This is a genomic window from Flavobacterium sp. MR2016-29, from assembly GCF_015350695.1.
Classification (GTDB): domain Bacteria; phylum Bacteroidota; class Bacteroidia; order Flavobacteriales; family Flavobacteriaceae; genus Flavobacterium.
Window position 1 is genome coordinate 1 of record NZ_JADKPU010000007.1, and the last position, 21376, is coordinate 21376.

A 21376-nucleotide genomic window follows, 5' to 3' on the forward strand; every position below is an offset into this window, starting at 1 on the left:
ATTTGCTGTTAATGAGACTGATGTAGTGCCTCCGATAGTTCCGTTTACTGACGCTGCTGTTTCTGTAACTGCATCGATTATGGGAGCTGTTACTATAATTTCTACTGTTGCAGTACTGCAATTTCCAGAATTCGAAACTTCACAAATTTGATAATTAAATGAATAAGTTCCTGCCGGTGTATTTGGTTTAACTGTTACTGCACCACTAGTAGTATCAAAAGTTAAAACTGAAGGCAAAGGAGATGATGAAATTAAGTCAACATCACTTCTTACTATATTATTACAATTGAGCAAATCATTAGATAAAACATTAGAAACTGCTGTTCCGCCTGTATATCCATTGAAGGAGGATATTTTGTCATCATTTGCTTTTATCGGGCCTACCACTTTAACATTTTGAGAACAAGTTTGTGTATTTCCTGCTGCATCTGTAGCTGTCCAAGTAACGATTGTATTTCCAAGCGGGTAACTTGATGGTGCATTGTTAGTTACGGTAACAGTTCCGCTGCAATTATCCGTCGTTGATGGCACTCCTAAATTTACCCCTGTTGCAACACAAGAATTTGCATCGGCAAAAGCCACAACATCTGAAGGGCAGGTAACGGTCGGTTTTTGTGTATCTGTTATAATTACTTTTTGAAGAGCTGTTTCTATATTTCCGTTTTCATCATTAAAACTCCAGGTAATATTAAAACTGCCTTGAGTATTGTATGTTAAAGGATCTGTTGTTGTTCCCGTTACAGTTCCTTTACAATTATCTGTTGTTGCCGGATTCGTTACTGTTACTGAACATTGGGCTGTAACATCTGCTAAAACTGGTTTAACAGGTTTTTCTGTATCGCTCACTTTTACAGTGGAAACTGCCGAAATCTGCTCACAGGTTGTTGCCCCATTTGTAACTTTTACTTTGTAATCACCATCAGTATTAACAACTAAAGAAGATGATGTCTCACCAGAAATAACAGCATTATTTTTATACCAAACATAGGCTGGCGAAGCCGCATTAGTTTGTGCGTTTAAAGTTGTAGTCAAACAAGCAGTTAAGCTTCCTGTGATTGAAGCAGTCGGAAACGGATTGACCTTAATACTTCTATTTGATGTTACATCTGAACAACCGCCTGTTCCTGTTACTTTGTAAGTAATTGTAGCTGAACCTTCAGCAACTCCTCTAACTACTCCTGTTGAAGCATCAACCGTTGCGATATTTGCATCACTACTTGTCCAGCTGCCACCAGAATTTCCATTTGATGAAAAAGTTGATGTTCCTCCTATACATATATTTTGAGTGCCTGAAATAGTCCCTGCATTTGGCGCCGCCGCAACTGTTACTACAACTGATTTTATTTCTGAACATCCGGAAGCATTAGTTCCTTTGATATAATAAGTCCCAGCTGTTGCCGCTGTTGGTGTAGCATATGCTGTTGTTGCAGTTGAATTTGTCCAATATGTATAGGTTAAATTTGCTGAACTGCCTCCAGTAATCGCAGCAGCTGTTAAATCTACTTTTGATGGAGCACATACAGATGCAGGATTAGATACGATAAGTGTTGGCAGAGCATTGGGAGTAGTTGAAATACTTGCCGAATTATTTGCCAAATTACTGTCTGTAGTTGTATCTGGTAATGAAGCCTTATTTAAGTAAACTCCTGAAGGATTAACTTTTGCAACAATTTTTAATGTTTCAGTAACACCTCCATTTACGTCTCCGATACTCCAAACACCAGTTCCTGAATTATAACTTCCGGTTGATACAGTTGAACTAACGAAGCTGTATCCCGTTGGAAGTAAATCATTTACTGAAACTCCTGTTGAATTGTTTACTCCTAAATTATTTAATTTAACTGTAAATTCTACGTTCGAGCCAACACATGGTGTAGCGTTATTTACAGTTTTAGTAACTTCTAAATCTGTACATAATGTTACAGAAACAGGTTTAGATTGAGTTTGCGCACCACATGTTAAAGTTGAAGCTACTGAGTATGATCCTGTTTTAGTTGCTGTATAAGTGTCTGAATTTGCGCCTGAAATAGCCACTCCATTCAAATACCACTGATAAGGCGAAAATCCTGATGGCGTTTTTAATGCAGCTGTATTGTTTGTACATCCTCCGCCTGAAACGTATGTAAATGTTGGATCTTCGGGCTGAATAGCAAAATTCGAGAAAAATCCTGCCATAGAAAAACCTCCACCCTGCTGTACAATCGACACCGTTAATTTGGCATCACTTGAAAGAGAAAGTACATCTGGACTTCCTATTTGAGTATCTTCAAAATTAATTAAATACCAGCCTGTAGTTCCTAGTTGATGACGAGCTGCTATTCCTGATTTTGTTTCAATATCTACTCCATTTACATATACTTTTGCAGCGGCATCTTTTAATAAAACGTATCCAAAATAAGGTAAAGAACCTACTCCATAATTTCTGAATTTAGCCGTTTCAATAAAATTAGATCCTCCACATTCTGAAACTGGTGCAACGGTATAAACATCAACCTCACAATCCTTTGCTGTACCAGAATATACGGCAACATTGTTCGTTGCAGAAACTCTCGATGCAGAAAAATTAGTTTTAGAAATACCGTTCATAAACGTGTAAAAATCCCCTGCATTTACAAGCGTTTTGCTTACTGTACCTGTTAAAGCGCCTGTTGCAGAAAATGTATCAACTGTTACTTTTGTATTTGGTTTTGTTGCTACTACTGTTGTCTGCTCTGCTGTGTCATTTCCTTTACCTCTTTCAATAAAATATTCTGATCCCAAAACTGCTTCTGGAGGAATTTGATTATAAGCTCCATCTCCACAACCGTCTGGCGTATCTATAGCTGCAGAAGTATTCATTACTGTAGGATTTGAAGACTCTACTAAAGAACCCAGAGGTGCTGTAAACAAGTAACTTTGACCTGCATTTAAGGTTGCAATTACTACATTATTCAATTTTACTGATGTACCATTGGTAATACCCATGATACTATAAATTGGGCGCTGATCTCCATAACCTCCAAAATTACCTAGCGAACCATCCCTGTAATATCCAATTCTATATCTGATTCCGATTCCAGCATCGCCAAAACTTGTCAATGCAGCATTACCTTTAATATCTTTATCACTTCCATCACCACCTAAAGCGTCAGAAGCAACGTTTCTTAAATTTATGGATACAGGTTTACTTCCTGTAACAATTAAACCTGCTGCATTTAAAACAGTACTTAATTTTAATGCCGGCGCATCTTTAGGAAGACCTGCAAATCTGTAAACCGCAGGAGTTCCTTTTACAGCAGTCAATGTATTTGTGATTAAAGTACCATCACTTTTTAATATTTCGATATTTACCGCAGTTGTAGAATTTGTCGCTATGACAATTTCATTTGCTTTGCTAAAATACTGCCACGGAGCGGGCGCGATATAATGCTTCGTATAAAATTGAGCTGACGCACTAGATGTAATTAATAAAATAAATAAAATAAGAAAATTAGGTTTAAAGAATTTAAACCTATTTAATGTAAAGTTACGCATGGACAGACTCGGTATTAATTTGAGTAATAGATAATATAGAATTTGAATTCCAAAAGGTGGCTTTCAAATTATTAAGCAGATACGATAAAAACGAAGAAATAGATTTTAGAAAATTGAAATTATTTTTTTCAAAATCATAAAAAAAGAAGTAAACTATTTGGACCATAATACTTTAATCTCAGCTCTTACTGATTTTGTCTTTAAGTTAAATTTGTAGTTTTGGAGGGGCGAAAGTATACAAACACCTCAATACTAGCCACTTTACTCGACCAAATACAAGTAAAAACGTTGAAATGCACTTTTTATCGATAAAATTTAACCTAAAGAATCAAAAAATATAACTATTTGATAACAAAAAGACGGAATTTTCTTAAAATATTATTGAATTAATTGTTTTTATGTGTTTTTACAAACAATACACTAATTTTATCTTACAAAAAAAGCATGGTTAAATCATGCTTTTACTAATTCAAAAAAAATATTTGGTGTTTGACTCACTTGTCAAATTTTGATCTCTCTAAAAGATTTTTTAGAAATTGTAATCGGTTAGGCAGCTTCTGATGAATTATGATGAAAAATTTCCAGTTAAAACTTTTTTTAGTAATTAATAATTACAATCATTTAAAAAATACAACTTATTCATTATCAATATAATTATTTCATATAAAAGGAAAATAATATAAAATAATTTCGCCAACGTAACTTCAAATTGCCTAGCATTTAATAAATTTAAATTGCGAGCTTTAGCATTGTCCATTTGTATAAATCGCTTTATTTCTTTTATCCAAGTCTGTGTTTTAATGATGCACTTGTAGGATCATTCTCAAAATAAACTCACTTTTAGAAGTAGCGATATTATTTAAATTTTCTCAAAAACTATATTATTTGTGTTTTATTTCTTACGCTTTATTAAGTACTATATTTATGAAAGATAAAAATAAGTTCTTACAAAAAACAACCTTAATTTTTTATCTTTTCTTAAGCAAAATCAAAATTGCTATTATGATGTATTTGCTAATAAATAACTTTAAAAACTTATTCAAGGAATTTGATGTTACGCTTTAATCCTTCGAATTTTGTTCTTTTGATAGGAGAATTTTTAAAAACCGCACGAAAAGTTTCTTCGGTAATTTCAATCCAATCTTTTTTGGATAAAGAAAGAATTTCCTGATTTGGATTAAATAACGGTTCCGAATGAGGTTTCGAAAAACGATTCCAAGGACAAACATCTTGACAAGTATCACAACCAAACATCCATTCATCAAATTTCCCTTTCATCTCGTAAGGAATATTTTCTTTTAATTCGATAGTATAGTAAGAAATACACTTGCTTCCATCAACAACATACGGAGCAACAATTGCTTGTGTAGGACAAGCATCGATACATGCAGTACAAGAACCACAATGATCTGTAGTGGCATGATCATATTCTAAATCTAAATCCAGAATTAGTTCTGCAATAAAGTAAAACGAGCCCACTTTTTGAGTTAAGAGGTTGCTGTTTTTACCAATCCATCCTAAACCGCTTTTAGCAGCCCAGGCTTTATCTAAAACTGGTGCAGAATCGACAAAGGCGCGACCTGAAATATCACCAATATTTTCTTGAATAGCATGAAGAAATTCTTTTAATTTTTCTTTGATAACAAAGTGATAATCCTGGCCGTAAGCATATTTCGATATTTTAAAACTTTCTTGATTTTGATTTTCAGAAGGATAATAATTTAGCAAAAGTGATACTACACTTTTCGCATCATCAACTAATAAAGTAGGATCTAGACGTTTATCAAAATGATTTTCCATATAGGCCATTTGCCCGTTATGATTATTATTTAGCCATTTTTCAAGCCGAGGAGCTTCCTGTTCTAAAAATCCAGCTTTAGATATACCACAAGAAAGAAAGCCAAGTCGTTTCGCTTCGGCTTTAATAAATTTTGAATATGTTTCTTTAGAATTGATACTCATCTTTTAGAAAATATAACCTCTACTCCAACTGGTTTTAATGTAATTAGAGGGTTAAAACGAATAGCAGTTTCAGTAGATTTAATCTGATATCTTTTTACAATATGAGAAATAGTCAAGCACATTTCGTAAATAGCAAATCCAGCTCCAATACACATTCTTGGTCCAGCTCCAAATGGATAAAAGTATTGCGTTGAATTTTTCTTTCTTTCCCCAAGAAAACGTTCTGGATCAAACTTTTCTGGATCTTCCCAATATTTAGGATTGCGATGTAATTCATAAAAAGAAACTCCGATTAGAGTTCCTTTCTTTATATTAAACTGTCCAATAGAATCATCTTCGACATTTTGTCTATCCGTAATCCAAGCAGGCGGGTATAATCGCATTGACTCATTTAAAACTGCATTTGTATAAGTCATTTTCTGAAGTTGTTCTACAACATTATCAGTTTGCGTTTGTATTTCTGCAATTTCGTTAAAAACCTTTTCTTGAATTTCCGGATTATTTCCTAAAAGATAAAGTGTAAAAGTCAAAGCATTTGCAGTTGTTTCATGCCCAGCAATAAATAAAACTTTAATTTCATCTATCAACTGCTTTACTGACATTCCTTCACCAGTATCTTCATATCTTGTTTCCAAAAGCATATTAAGCAAATCATTGATTTCATTTTTTGATTCAATTCTTTTCTCAATAATTTCTTGAATGATTCTATTGTTCTCTTGAGCCAATTCTAGATGTCTTTTTACTTGGCCACTTAGCGAGAACCATAAAGCTTTATGCGGAAGTCGAATTTCTTTAATTAAGAAATTCTGAACTTCTTCAATAATAACTTTAATACGATTTAATTTTTCTTCAGAAATTGAAAGCTGAAATAATGATTTAGCAACAACATTAAATGCCAGCTGACTCATAATCGGGAAAAGATCAATTGATTTTTCTTCAGCTAAACCTTCCAATTCTAAAGCAATTGTCTTATTCATATTTTCGACTAATTGATTCATCTTTTGCTTATGAAAAGCAGGCTGAATAAGTCTTCTTTGTTTAAGCCAAAAATCTCCATCAACAGTCAAAAGTCCCTTACCTAAATATTTTGACAGGTATACAGATTGGAATTTAGATTTGTGATAATTCTTTTGGTTTTTCTGAAGAATATATTGGGCAATTTCATTGTCTCTGGATAAGATAATATACTTTGAAATACCAATTTTAAGAGAAAAAGAATCTCCAAGTTTTTCAAAATATCTTTTATGAAACGGAATAGGATTTCTACGCACTCCTTCAGCATCCAGAAAAAATCTCAATATTGAAAGCCTGTTCGGATAATTATATTTTCTGTTTTCAGACATTTTGAATAGAATTAAAAGGATCCACTTTAATATTGGTATTTATTTCCTTATTAATCAAATTTACTTATTATGCTGCAAAATCCACTCTGTAATATCCTTTATATTCTGAGTTTCAGTCTCAGGCGAATTCATTCCAACATCATGACCTTTACCTTCTCTAATTATCAATTTTGTCTCTACACCTTTGGTTTTTAATTCTGCATAAAGATTTTGAGATTGACTGACATTTACCACGGGATCCGCATCACCATGTATCAATAATGTCGGAATGTTAGAAATAGTGTTATATGGACTTATATCAGTAAGAGCAGGATTAATACCATTTGCATTTATATTTGTTCCAGCTAATTTTTCGACAATATCAAAAAGCCCAGTCTTTTTAAGAAATTCTAATGCTTCAGGAGAATCTAATCGGGAAGGCGCGCACAATGCTGTTATAGACTTTACATTTTTTTTAGTATATCCATATAATAATGCTAAATGTGCTCCAGCACTAATTCCGACAATATGATAACCATTTTTAGCATAACCGTATTTAGTAGATAGATCAGAAACATAATTAACAGCTGTGTTTATATCAGCTAATAAATCCTGGGCAGAAATTTTATCAGTAACATAGCGATAATCGACATTGGCAACAACAAGTCCTTGATTACATATGTCTTGAGCATGCTTTCTTGTATATTCAAGACCGCCCATTGACCATGCTCCTCCATGAATAAGAATAACAACAGGCACATCGCTTAAATTTCCATCAGGAATATATAAATCTAAAACCTGTTGAGTAGATTTTCCATAAGCAAGATTTGGAAAAGATTTAGTCTGACCAAAAGAACTAAAACAAGTAAACAACAAAAATATAACGAAATGCTTCATATCACATTTTAAAATAATCCACCTTGGATATTAATATTTATCTTTCCCAAATGTTTATAAGCCTTATCCGTAACTTCTCGCCCTCTGGGAGTTCTCATAATAAATCCTTCCTGAATCAAGAAAGGTTCATAAACTTCTTCAATAGTTTCACTGCTTTCAGAAACAGCGGTTGCTAAAGTAGAAAGACCAACTGGACCTCCTTTAAACTTATTTATAATAGTTAATAAAATCTTATTATCCATTTCATCAAGACCATGTGCATCAACATGCAGTGCATTCAATGCATACTTAGCTATTTCGAGATCAATAGTGCCATTTCCTTTTATTTGTGCAAAATCTCGAACCCTGCGCAATAATGCATTTGCAATACGTGGTGTACCTCGGCTTCGGCCAGCAATTTCAATTGCTGCTTCCAGATCAATAGGCATTTTTAATATCGCAGAACTCCTTTCAACAATTGTTGTCAAAAGTTCAGTAGTGTAATATTGTAAACGTGATGAGATCCCAAAACGGGCACGCATTGGCGCAGTAAGCAAACCTGAACGAGTAGTTGCTCCAATTAAGGTAAACGGATTTAAATTGATTTGAACAGTTCTGGCATTTGGTCCAGACTCTATCATAATATCAATTTTAAAATCCTCCATTGCCGAATATAAATATTCTTCAACGATTGGGCTCAAACGATGAATTTCGTCTATAAACAAAACATCTCTTTCGTCTAGATTAGTAAGCAATCCGGCTAAATCGCCAGGCTTGTCCAATACAGGACCAGAGGTAATTTTAATACCAACTTCAAGTTCATTTGCCAAAATATTGGCTAATGTAGTTTTTCCAAGTCCAGGAGGCCCATGAAAGAGTGTATGATCCAGAGCTTCACCACGCTGATTCGCCGCTGCAACAAACACTTTCAAATTCTCTAAAACTTGATCCTGTCCAGCAAAATCATCAAATGACAGCGGACGTAATCTTTTTTCAAGATCTAACTCTTCTGGGTTGTATCCTTTTGTGGTAGGATCTAGGTTTTCATTCATCTTACAAAGATATACAAAGTAATCAGTTTGTAAAACAGTAAAATGGGGCGAAAAAAAATTTAACTAAAACAAAAAAGACTGTCTTCTCAGACAGTCTTTAAAATATTTTTAGTGGTGTAAAACTTCTTCACCTTCTTTCATTGGTACATTTTGTGGTACAAAATCTACATCATGATTTGGATTACTATAGTCATATGGCCAACGGTGTACATGAGGAATTTCACCTGGCCAGTTACCGTGAATATGTTCTACCGGAGTTGTCCACTCTAATGTTGTAGATCTCCAAGGATTCTGAACCGCTTTCTTACCGTAAAAAATACTACTAAAGAAGTTGTATAAGAATACTAATTGGAACGCACCTCCAACAAGAGCAAATGTTGTAATTAAAACATTCACATTTTGCAAGTCATCAAATAATGGAAAGTTCGTGTTTGTATAATAACGTCTTGGCAAACCAGCTAATCCAATAAAGTGCATTGGGAAGAAAACTCCATAAGCACAAACTGCAGTTACCCAAAAGTGAATATAACCTAAGTTTTTATTCAACATTCTTCCGTACATTTTAGGGAACCAGTGGTAAATACCAGCAAACATTCCATAAAGAGCAGAAATACCCATTACTAAGTGAAAGTGAGCAATTACAAAGTAAGTATCGTGAACGTTAATATCTAAAGTACTATCTCCTAAAATGATTCCAGTTAAACCTCCAGTGATGAAAGTAGAAACCATTCCAATTGAGAATAACATTGCAGGGTTGAATTGTAAGTTACCTTTCCATAAAGTTGTAATCCAGTTGAACGCTTTTACAGCAGACGGAATTGCAATCAATAAAGTAGTAAAAGTAAATACAGATCCTAAGAAAGGATTCATACCTGAAATAAACATGTGGTGACCCCAAACAATTGTAGATAAAAATGCAATTGCAAGAACTGACATAATCATCGCTCTGTATCCAAAAATTGGTTTACGAGAGTTCGTAGCCATAATTTCAGAAACCAGACCCATTGCTGGCAAGATTACAATATAAACCTCAGGGTGTCCTAAAAACCAAAATAGGTGTTCAAATAATACTGGGGAACCACCTTGGTAATGTAAAACCTCTCCTGCAATATAAATATCAGATAAGAAGAATGAAGTACCAAAACTTCTATCAAAAATTAATAATAATGCAGCAGATAATAATACTGGAAAAGAAATAACACCAATAATAGCTGTTACGAAAAATGTCCAGATAGTAAGCGGAAGTCTAGTCATAGACATTCCTTTAGTTCTTAAATTGATAACTGTAACAATGTAATTTAAAGATCCCATTAAAGAAGATGCAATAAAGATAGCCATAGAAACTAACCATAAAGTCATACCTGTTCCAGATCCTGGAATTGCTTGTGGCAATGCACTTAATGGAGGATAAATCGTCCAACCTGCAGAAGCTGGTCCAGCTTCAACAAATAAAGAAGATAACATTATTACAGCAGATAAGAAAAACAACCAGTATGAAATCATATTCATAAATCCAGAAGCCATATCTCTTGCTCCAATTTGAAGTGGAATAAGTAAGTTACTAAAAGTTCCACTTAAACCAGCCGTAAGTACAAAGAATACCATGATAGTACCGTGAATTGTAACTAAGGCTAAATAAATATCGTTTGCCATTACACCATCAGGTGCAAATTTATCTCCTAATAAAACATTAAATATCTTGAAAGACTCTTCTGGCCAAGCCAATTGCATTCTGAAAAGCAACGACATTGCAATACCAATTATACCCATAATAATACCGGTAATTAAGTATTGCTTAGCAATCATTTTGTGATCAATACTAAAGATATATTTAGTAATGAACGTGTCTTTATGATGATGTTCGTGCTCGTGATCGTGTCCGTGATCGTGATCGTGCGCTTCTGCTGACATATATGTGTACTTTAAATTTTCTTAATAAATATTATTTCATAGCAACTTTAGCTACAACCGCCTTAGCTGTATCAATAACTGCTTTAACTGTATCTTTAATGGTACTATCTTTTGAAGCTTTAGCACCTTCAGCTGGTTTTTCAGCAGCCTTTGCAGCTTCAATATCCTGAGCTAAAGTTGTTTTTTCGCTTAACCATTTTTTATAATCTTCAGGAGTGTCAACAACAACTTTCATTTGCATATTGTAATGAGAAGCTCCACAAATTTTATTACATAATAATAAGTAATCAAATGTATAAGGATCTAAAGCCGTTCCTCCTTTTGCAACTAACTCAGCACTTTTTTCTGCTCTAAGTTTATTGATATGTGCTACTTTTTCAATCATAAAAGGCAACTCTCTATATTCAGCAGTTGTATAAGTAGGAATAAAAGCAAACTCAGTAACCATTCCAGGAACACAGTTCATCTGCGCTCTAAAGTGAGGCATATAAGCTGAGTGCAATACATCTTGAGAACGCATCTTGAAATGTATTTTTTTACCTTTTGGAATATGCAATTCAGAAACTATAATATCATCTTTAGAATTAGGATCTGACATATCAACTCCCAATGTATTTACACCTTCAATCAAACGCACATTTGCTTTTCCTAAAACATTTCCTTCCCCCGCATATCTAGCAGTCCATTTAAATTGTTGAGCGTACAATTCGATTTCAATAACATCTTCATCTTTATCAACAAACATGATATTATTCCAAGCATATAATCCATAAAGGATTAAACAAGCTAAAACTACAGATGGAATAATACTCCAGATTGCCTCTAATTTATTGCTATCAGCAAAGAATAATGCTTTTCTATCTTTATGACCTCTATTTTTAAAAGAAAACCAATATAATAAACCTTGTGTAATAACTTGAACTGTAAAAATTAAAACCCAAGTAATATTCATTAAGCTGTCTACTAAAAGTCCATGCTCAGAAGCTGGAGTATGAAGAGCTAAATTACCCCATTTTAGTAAACCGTAAATTGTAAAGATATAAATGAAAGCTAAAAAGCCAAACATAAAATATCCTTGAATATTATTATCATTATCTGATGCAACTTGAGAATCGTCCGAAGAAGATCCTACTTGAGTAAGATCAAATATCTTGGTCAATTGCCATAATGCAACTGCTAATAAAACTAAAACTATAATTACCAACAAACTTGTCATCTGTTTACTTCTTTAAATATTAATAATGAAAATGTTTACTTTCTTCAATGAAAGGATTTCTTTTTGCCAACAGAGGAGCTTTAGTTAATGCAGTAAATACAACAAAAATAAATAAACCTAAGAAGAAAAGAATAGACGCAATTTCAGGAACACCAATAAACCATTGATCTCCAACTGTACCAGGCATAATCATATTAAAGAAGTCAACATAGTGACCTAATAAGATAACAGTACCAGCCATTACAATAACCCAGCTAAGACGTTTGAAGTCTGTGTTGATTAATATTAGTAATGGAAAAACAAAGTTCATAACAACAGCACCAAAGAAAGGCAAGTTGTATAATTGAATTCTTGTTACAAAATAAGTTACCTCTTCTGGAATGTTAGCATACCAGATTAGCATAAATTGAGAAAACCATAAATAAGTCCAGAAAACACTTATACCAAACATAAATTTAGCTAAATCGTGAATGTGGCTTGTATTTACATATTCTAAATATCCTTTTGATTTCAAGTATATTGTTACTAACGCAATTGTAGTAATACCACTTACAAAGAAAGAAGCAAAAACATACCATCCAAACAAAGTACTGAACCAGTGTGGATCAATTGACATAATCCAATCCCAAGACATAATAGACTCAGAAACTATAAAGAATACTAAGAATCCAGCAGACAATTTAAAGTTCTTTTTGTAATTTAGATCATCATTAGCGTCATCTTGAGCTAAACAATTTTTTCTTGAAAAGTGACGATATAAATTCCATCCTAATAAAAAGATACCAGCTCTAACAATCCAAAATGGAAAGTTTAAATATCCGGCTTTACCAGCTATAATCTCATCGTAATTTGCACTTTTAGGATCAGTAACTCCCTCTCCTAACCATACAAAAATGTGATTAAAGTGTAATCCACAAAGAATTAATATAATAAAGAATATAACAGACGCTACTGGCAAATAAGCCGTAATCCCCTGCATAACTCTAAACAAAACTGGAGACCAACCTGCCTGAGCAACCTGTTGAATAGCATAAAATGCTAAAACTCCCATAGAAAGCAGTAAAAAGAAAATACACGCTACATATAACGCTGACCATGGCTTGTTTTGCAGTTGGTGCAAAACATGTTCTGCATGTGCTTTAGGGTCATGCTCATGAGAAGCTTCAGCATGGTTTTCTACTTTTGCATCATGCACAACTGCAGCTTCAGTTTGATGTGCTTCTTCAGATTTTACTTCATTAGTAATTTCTTCATTAGCAACAACTGAATCTTTACTTACAGCCTCTTCAACATTTGCATCTTTAGTTTCTTCATGATGAACTGCTTCAACATGTTGAATTGGTTCAGCTTTTTCCTCATGATGTGCCACAGTAGCCTCAACATGTCCTCCACCGTGCTCTGATGCTTCTTTTGCTAGAAGAGTTTCTACCTCTTCAATATTTTTAGGAGCAGTTAAAAAACCATATCCAATTCCTAATATACCAAGAGCCATTAGGATGATAGAAAAAGTTTTTAATTTACTTGAAAATGTATACATATCTATTACGATCAGTTTGTTCAACAATTATAATTGGCTTTTTAGTTTTAGAACATAGTCAGCAACTAACCAACGTTCATGGGCACTTAATTGATTTGCATGTGAACCCATTGCATTTAAACCATAAGTTTCTACGTGAAAAATACTTCCTTCAGTAATTACTCTGTCTTTATAGCTAGGTACTCCAAGAAATTTTTCTCTTTCCACCAATTTACCTTTACCATTACCAGCTGCACCATGACAACTAATACAATAAATTTCGAAAAGTTCTTTTCCTTTTCCAGAATTTCTATCTTCTTCACTCAAAGGTGATTTTAAATTAGCTTTAGCCAATTCATAACCTGCAGTCGAGTTTTCATATTCATAAGGTTCAAAACCTCTATTGATAGTTCCTTCTACAGGAAGCTGTCCTTCTTTTCCTCCTTTAAATATTTTTGCTTCTGAATAAGTTTCATAACCTACAGACTCATACATATTAGGGAAATACTGATAGTTTGGTGCCGAATTATTGTGGCAAGATGAAACTAAAATAGTTATACCAACTAAAAGTGTTATTTTATATATCCTTTTCATAGCTACAATTAATTCTTTTCAATTACTTTAACTTCAACAGCTCCTGTACCTTCGAAAAAAGAAACTAGTTCTGCTTCGTTATCATTTACAGCAACTTCCATTAGGAAATGGTCATCGGTTGTTCTTACATCAGGATTTTCAGCTTGTTTAAACGGCCATAATCTACTTCTCATATAAAAAGTAATAACCATTAAGTGAGCAGCAAAAAATACAGTCATTTCAAACATAATCGGCACAAAAGATGGCATATTCTGAATGAAACTAAAACTTGGTTTTCCACCTATATCCTGTGGCCAATCATGAATCATAATATAACTCATCATTGTCGTTGCAACAGAAATACCAACACATCCGTATAAAAAAGCACAAATTGCTAATCTTGTTGGTGCTAAACCCATAGCTTTATCCAATCCGTGAACTGGGAATGGAGTAAAAACCTCTTCAATATGATGATGAGCAGCTCTAGTTTTCTTTACTGCATCCATCAAAATATCATCGTCATTATAAATGGCGTATATTACTTTATTACTCATGATGTGAATCTTTATTTGCTCTTTCTCTAATGTAATTATCTCCTGTTCCTTTCAAAATTGTTTTTACCTCTGCCTGAGCAATTACTGGGAATGTTCTAGAGTATAATAAAAACAACACAAAGAAGAAACCAATTGTTCCAATGAAAATTCCAATATCAACAAATGTTGGTGAAAACATTGTCCAAGAAGATGGAAGGTAATCTCTATGCAAAGAAGTAACAATAATTACGAATCTTTCAAACCACATTCCGATGTTTACAACGATCGAAATAATAAATGAAAACATGATACTTGTTCTAAGTTTTTTAAACCACATAAATTGTGGAGAGAAAACGTTACAAGTCATCATTGACCAATATGCCCACCAGTAAGGTCCAGTAGCTCTGTTCAAGAACGCATATTGCTCATACTCTACACCTGAATACCAAGCTACAAACAACTCAGTGATGTAAGCAACACCAACAATAGAACCAGTAATCATAATAATGATATTCATTAATTCAATATGTTGAAGTGTAATATAAGCTTCCAGATTAGAAACTTTTCTCATTACGATCAACAATGTATTTACCATTGCAAATCCAGAGAATACCGCACCAGCAACGAAGTATGGAGGGAAAATTGTTGTATGCCATCCAGGAATTACAGAAGTAGCAAAGTCCATCGATACAATCGTGTGTACAGAAAGTACAAGCGGAGTAGCTAAACCAGCTAAGACCAAAGATACTTCTTCAAAACGTTGCCAATCTTTGGCTCTACCGCTCCATCCAAAACTTAAGATAGAATAAACTCTCTTATTAAATGGAGTTATAGCTCTATCACGAAGCATTGCGAAATCAGGCAATAAACCAGTCCACCAGAAAACTAATGATACTGAAAGATAAGTTGAGATTGCGAATACGTCCCAAAGCAATGGTGAGTTAAAGTTTACCCATAAAGATCCAAATTGATTTGGAATAGGTAAAACCCAGTATGCTAACCATGGACGTCCCATGTGAATAATTGGAAATAAACCTGCTTGAACTACAGAGAAAATAGTCATTGCTTCTGCAGAACGGTTAATAGCCATTCTCCAACGCTGACGGAAAAGTAATAATACCGCTGAAATCAAAGTTCCTGCGTGACCAATACCAACCCACCAAACAAAGTTCGTGATATCCCAAGCCCAACCAACTGTTTTATTTAATCCCCATGTTCCGATACCGGTAGATACGGTGTAAATTATACAACCTAACCCCCAAAGGAAGGCTATTAATGCGATTGAAAATACAATCCACCATTGTTTATTTGCAGGCCCTTCAACAGGTGCTGCCACATCTACAGTTACATCGTGATATGATTTATCACCTATAACTAAAGGTTTTCTAATGGGTGCTTCGTAGTGAGACGACATAATCCTTTATATTGTTTCTTATTAATAATTTTACTAAGTATTTCTAACTTTAACATGGTAAACCACGTTTGGTTTTGTTCCAACATGTTCTAACAAGTGATATGATCTCTCATCAGATGCTAATTTAGCAACTTTACTTCCAGAATCATTAACATCACCAAATATCATAGCTCCAGAAGAACAAGCATTTGAACAAGCTGTTTGAAATTCTCCGTCAGCAACTGGACGACCTTCATTTTTAGCTTTCAATTTAGTTGCTTGTGTCATTTGAATACACATAGAACATTTTTCCATAACTCCACGAGAACGAACGTTTACATCTGGATTTAACACCATACGACCTAAATCATCATTCATGTTATAATCGAACTCACTGTTTTTGTTATACAAGAACCAGTTAAAACGACGTACTTTATATGGACAGTTGTTTGCACAATAACGAGTACCAACACATCTATTATATGCCATGTGGTTTTGACCTTCACGACCGTGAGATGTTGCAGCAACAGGACAAACTGTTTCACATGGTGCGTGATTACAGTGCTGACACATTACTGGTTGGAATGCTACTTGTGGATTATCTCCAGGTTTCTCCATTTCATTAAATGTAGATAATGAACTCGATAAACCTGCAATATTTTCTTTTCTTTCATTATCACCTTCAAAGGTACTTTCAGAAGAATAATATCTATCAATACGCAACCAGTGCATATCACGGCTTCTTCTAACTTCTGCTTTACCAACAACAGGAACGTTGTTTTCAGCATGACAAGCAATAACACAAGCTCCACATCCAGTACAAGCATTTAAGTCTATAGAAAGATTAAAATGATGTCCAGTAGAACGATCAAATGACTCCCATAAATCGACTGTTGTAGCTTCAACTTCTTGATGATCTAAAGATACCATTGGCTTTTCATTCCAATGTTCTGCATCTTTAGTATTAAAAACTTCAAGAGTAGTTTCTTTAATAATATCTCCTCTACCCATCAACGTCTTCTGTCCTTGAACACAAGCAAACTCATGAACTCCATTTGCTTTTGCAATAGAAACGGATTGAACACTATTAAAGTTTTTATATAAAGCGTAAGCATTTAAACCTACTTGCATTTCTTCTTTTAAAGATGCCTTACGACCATAACCAACAGCTAAACCAACTGTACCAACAGCTTGTCCAGGCTGAACAATTACTGGAACATTTTCTAATTTAGATCCATCAGCAACAGTAATTGTAGCATAACTTCCGTTTAACCCTCCGTTTGCAACAATTTCATTTGATAACCCAAGTTTTTTAGCATCTGTATTAGAAACTGTAACATAGTTATCCCAAGAAACTCTCGTAATTGGATCAGGAAACTCCTGCAACCAAGGATTGTTTGCTTGTTGTCCATCACCCATACCAGTCTTAGTATATAATACTAATTCTAAATCTCCAGCTGCTGATCTTGATTTTGATAGCGAATTTGCGGCTCCAGCGAAATCATAAGATCCTCCAGCCAAAGCAGCAGAACCAGCAACAAAAACACCATCGTGCAAAACTTTATTCCAAGAAGAACCTGCTATAATTGAAGCTGAACTTCCTTTTAAATAATCATAAAAACTTCCAGGAGTACCATTTAACGATAATAAAACATCTTGAAATTGTTTTGTATTGAAAATTGGACGGATTGTTGGCTGAGTCAAACTATAAGTTCCTTTAGTAATCTCAACATCACCCCATGATTCTAAATAATGAGGCGCAGGAGCAGCAACTTTAACAATAGAAGCAGTTTCATCTTCTTTTAAAGAGAAAGCAACTGATGTTTCCACCTTTTTTAAACCAGAAACAAAAGAAGCTGAATCAGCTAAAGTATAAACTGGGTTAACTCCACTCATAATTAAAGTATGAACACTTCCAGCATTCATATCTTTTATTAATTGAGAAACAACAGCATTAGAACCTTTTCTAATCTGTCTTGTTCCAACAGTAGTAAAAGCCTCACTAGCTAATGCCTGATTAATAGCCAAAACTAATAATTGAGCATTTTTATCTTCAATTCCAGAAACCAAAACCCCTTTAGATCCAGCTGCTTTTAATTGTTGCGCAGCTTTAACAGCTTCCGCCTTATAAGCACCTTCTAAAGAAACAGGAACAGAAGCTCCGACAATAATATTATAAATTTGAACTAAAGCTTGTTTTTGATTAGCAGTAGTCATTGGAACACGTTTATCAGCAGCAGCTCCAGACAATGTCATATTTGATTCAAACTGGAAGTGACGAGACATTTTTCCGTTTTGAGGAATACGTCCTTTAGCATATCCAGCATCGTAACCACCACCTTGCCAATCTCCCAAGAAATCAGCACCAACAGATACAATTAAAGAAGCTTTTGAAAAATCATAATCAACCAAAGCTCTTTCACCGTAAACTGTCTCAAATGCATCTAATGCGTCAGATGAAGAAACTGCATCATAAACAACATGTTTTGCATTTGGATTTTTAGCAATAAATTCGCCAATCAACTTTTCAGTAGACGGACTTGCTAATGTATTTGTTAATAGTACTACCTGACCACCCTTAGCTTTCGCAGCTGCTAGACTTGATTTAATTTCCAAATCAACAGCAGACCAGCTAGTGTTTTTACCTTTTAATTTAGGTTCTTTCAAACGTCCACTGTCATACAAAGACAGTATAGATGCATGAATTCTAGCATTGGCTGAAAACTTAGCTCCAGAAATAGTGTTGTTATCAATTTTAATTGGACGACCCTCACGAGTTTTCACTAATAAGTTAGCAAAATCAAAACCATCAAAAACTGTAGTTGCATAATAATCCGCAACACCAGGAATGATTTGCTCTGGTTGTAACACATAAGGTATCGACTTGTGAACAGGACCTTCGCAGGCAGCAAGTGTAACAGCTGCTGTACTAAATCCTACGTACTTTAAAAAGTCACGACGTGAAGTTCCAGATGTAGCTAAAGCATCTGCATTTCCTAAGAATTCTTCTGTAGGAATTTCTTCAACAAATTCGTTATTTCTAAGCGCCTCAACAATAGAACTATTTTCTAGTTCTTCAACACTTTTCCAGTATTTTTTGTTTGATGACATTGTATATAAATATTAAAATCTTAATAATTCGATTAATAGTGGCATTTACCGCATTCTAAACCTCCCATTTGCGCTGCAGTTAATTTCTCTACACCGTATTTTTTAGAAAGTTCAGCATGAATTTTATCATAATATGCATTTCCTTCCATCTTAACATCTGTTTTTCTATGGCAATCAATACACCATCCCATTGTTAATTTAGAGTATTGCTTCATGATTTCAAATTCCTGCACTGGACCGTGACAAGTTTGACATTCAACTCCAGCAACAGAAACGTGTTGTGAGTGATTAAAATACACAAAGTCAGGCAAGTTATGAATACGAACCCATTTCACAGGCTGTGTTTTTCCAGTATAAGCTTGTTTTGTCTTATCCCATCCAACAGCATCATATAATTTTTGAATCTGCGCATCGTAAAATGCTTTGCTATACTCAGCAGTAGCAGTAGTTTCAGCAACCTCAGAAATGTTTTTATGGCAGTTCATACAAACATTTAATGATGGAATACCGGCATTTTTACTTACACGAGCAGCAGAGTGACAATATTTACAATTGATCTCGTTATCTCCAGCGTGAATTTTGTGAGAATAGTGAATTGGCTGAATTGGCTCATAGTTTTGATCTACACCAACCTGCATTAAAAATCCATACACAAAATAACCGCTTGCCAAAAGCAAAAATATAGAAGTAACCAACACTAAGAATTGGTTCTTAGCAAAAGCTTTCCAGATCGGAGTTCTAGCTTCTCTAGGAGCAACTACAATGCCATTGTTACCAGCAACTTTAGTCAACACTTTGTTCACCATGAACAACATAACAACCAAAATAGCCATTACAAGAGCAAGAGCACCTAAAATAATATTATTTGAAATTCCACCACCCTCAACATTAGTTCCCGGAGGAGCAGCAGAACCACCACCTTGCGCTACCGCAGGCTCAGCTTTTACTTCAGAAGTATAAGCGATAATATTATCAATATCCCCTTCAGACAATTGAGGAAAAGCAGTCATTACAGACTTGTTGTTTTCTTCAAAAAGTTTAACAGCAACAGGGTCACCTGATTTAATTACTTCAGAACTGTTGTGAACCCACTTGTAGATCCAAGCCATTTCATGCTTAGCAGCAACTCCCCTTAAAGCAGGACCTGTTGATTTAGCATCTAATTTGTGACATGCAGCACAATTTGCATTAAAAAGTTCTTTCCCTTTTACTGGATCACCACCTGCAGTTGCAGCCGGAGCAGCAGCTTCAGGCGCCGCCGGAGCAGCAGCATCTTGAGCAAATGAAGTTAGGGAGAAAATCAGCGTTAGCGATAAGCTAAGCAGCAATTTTCTTGAGATCGAATTATGGTTACCCACCTTTTTCATATAGTATAATAATTATCTACTAATTTTTGGTATGATTTTTACTGTAGTAAATCAGTAAAAAACGAACACCTTCTTTTAAAACTTGCACAAAAATACGACTTATGAACTATTCTCAAAACCTTAAAATAGTCTTAAATATCAATTTATATCAATTCTAAATAATATTAAAATTTTACACACAAACTTTAAATACTATTTTTGCATAAAAACCATCACATTATGAGAATTTTAACCCCTTCAAAAAAAGTTTTATTAACATTATCAATGTTTGCTTTAGCATACAATATTCATGCACAGGACCAAAATTTAACACTAAATCAAGATCCTAAATTTGAACAGTTACTGAATGACAAACGTAAAATTAACACATCAATAAGTACAAATGACACTTATAGAATTCAAATTTTTAGCGGAAAAAGCGAAGAAGCAAAAAAAACGCTGGCAGATTTTAAAAGAGAATATACAAATATTGACGGCACAATAATTTTCAATACACCAAATTATAAAGTTATGGTTGGAAATTTCAAAACACGAATAGAAGCAGAAAAAAATTTAGCGGAAATAAAAAATAGATACAAAAGTGTCTTTTTAATTAAACCGGGCAGATAAAAAATATATTAGCATAAAAAAAGCGAGATTAAAATCTCGCTTTTTTTATGCTCAAAACAACACAATTTTACGCTTACAAATTCAAAAATAATTAATAATTCAATGAATACTCCGTTCTTTCTCCTATACAAAAAAAACCAAATTATTAACGCCATAAAAACTCAATTAAGTTGTTATAAAAATTGTAAATTTAGCTAGCTAATATCATTTTTCTATTTGCCAAAAAACCTATTTTTCGTTGTAATTTCATCCGTATATTACCTATATCACTATTCCTAATGACATTTTAAGTTGTCAAATCAAACGAAAAATAAAACTGATGAGTTCACTAGTAACAAAATGTTTAAAACAGCAAAAAGTCCCAATTTTCATCAGGACTTGTTTTTATCTTTTATCAATTTCTAATTAGATTTTAGCTGTAT

Annotated in this window: 14 protein-coding genes; 1 reads left to right on the forward strand and 13 read right to left on the reverse strand. The window is 34.0% G+C overall.

The window, feature by feature from the left end:
- From IR010_RS15015 to IR010_RS15075, 13 genes are all read right to left on the reverse strand, one after another.
- On the reverse strand, positions 1-3513 hold a 3513-nt coding region (locus IR010_RS15015), incomplete at its 3' end, for an HYR domain-containing protein (RefSeq protein WP_194604992.1).
- Between the two features lie 1035 nt (positions 3514-4548).
- The gene (gene queG, locus IR010_RS15020) at positions 4549-5475 is read right to left on the reverse strand and encodes a tRNA epoxyqueuosine(34) reductase QueG (RefSeq protein WP_194604995.1); all 927 of its coding nucleotides are present in this window, start codon (positions 5473-5475) and stop codon (positions 4549-4551) included.
- The gene (locus IR010_RS15025; RefSeq protein WP_194604997.1) at positions 5472-6818 is read right to left on the reverse strand and encodes a cytochrome P450; all 1347 of its coding nucleotides are present in this window, start codon (positions 6816-6818) and stop codon (positions 5472-5474) included. The genes queG and IR010_RS15025 overlap by 4 nt, the downstream gene beginning before the upstream one ends.
- Positions 6819-6878: 60 nt before the next feature.
- Complete coding sequence (locus IR010_RS15030; protein WP_194605000.1) at positions 6879-7694, reverse strand: alpha/beta hydrolase; 816 nt, start codon at positions 7692-7694, stop codon at positions 6879-6881.
- Between the two features lie 8 nt (positions 7695-7702).
- A complete protein-coding gene (gene ruvB / locus IR010_RS15035; RefSeq protein ID WP_029271975.1) occupies positions 7703-8725 on the reverse strand; it encodes a Holliday junction branch migration DNA helicase RuvB in 1023 nt (340 codons plus the stop codon).
- Between the two features lie 108 nt (positions 8726-8833).
- Positions 8834-10636 (reverse strand): cbb3-type cytochrome c oxidase subunit I, encoded by a 1803-nt coding sequence (locus tag IR010_RS15040; RefSeq protein ID WP_029271974.1) that lies wholly within the window; start codon positions 10634-10636, stop codon positions 8834-8836.
- 31 nt (positions 10637-10667) lie between these two features.
- The gene (locus IR010_RS15045; protein ID WP_194568271.1) at positions 10668-11852 is read right to left on the reverse strand and encodes a cytochrome c oxidase subunit II; all 1185 of its coding nucleotides are present in this window, start codon (positions 11850-11852) and stop codon (positions 10668-10670) included.
- Positions 11853-11871: 19 nt separating this feature from the next.
- Positions 11872-13389, reverse strand: coding sequence for a quinol:cytochrome C oxidoreductase (locus IR010_RS15050; protein WP_194605002.1), 1518 nt, complete (start codon positions 13387-13389; stop codon positions 11872-11874).
- Between the two features lie 27 nt (positions 13390-13416).
- Positions 13417-13962, reverse strand: a complete 546-nt coding sequence (locus IR010_RS15055; protein WP_029271971.1) for a c-type cytochrome — start codon at positions 13960-13962, stop codon at positions 13417-13419.
- Positions 13963-13970: 8 nt separating this feature from the next.
- On the reverse strand, positions 13971-14495 hold the full coding sequence (locus IR010_RS15060) for a DUF3341 domain-containing protein (RefSeq protein ID WP_025572651.1): 525 nt from the start codon (positions 14493-14495) through the stop codon (positions 13971-13973).
- Positions 14488-15888, reverse strand: a complete 1401-nt coding sequence (gene nrfD / locus IR010_RS15065; RefSeq protein ID WP_042566279.1) for an NrfD/PsrC family molybdoenzyme membrane anchor subunit — start codon at positions 15886-15888, stop codon at positions 14488-14490. The genes IR010_RS15060 and nrfD overlap by 8 nt, the downstream gene beginning before the upstream one ends.
- A gap of 33 nt (positions 15889-15921) precedes the next feature.
- On the reverse strand, positions 15922-18978 hold the full coding sequence (locus tag IR010_RS15070; RefSeq protein ID WP_194605005.1) for a TAT-variant-translocated molybdopterin oxidoreductase: 3057 nt from the start codon (positions 18976-18978) through the stop codon (positions 15922-15924).
- A 32-nt stretch (positions 18979-19010) separates the two neighbouring features.
- A complete protein-coding gene (locus tag IR010_RS15075) occupies positions 19011-20345 on the reverse strand; it encodes a c-type cytochrome (protein ID WP_194605008.1) in 1335 nt (444 codons plus the stop codon).
- A 219-nt stretch (positions 20346-20564) separates the two neighbouring features.
- Between IR010_RS15075 and IR010_RS15080 the strand changes: the two genes are divergently transcribed.
- The gene (locus tag IR010_RS15080) at positions 20565-20954 is read left to right on the forward strand and encodes an SPOR domain-containing protein (protein ID WP_194605306.1); all 390 of its coding nucleotides are present in this window, start codon (positions 20565-20567) and stop codon (positions 20952-20954) included.
- Positions 20955-21376 lie beyond the last annotated feature (422 nt).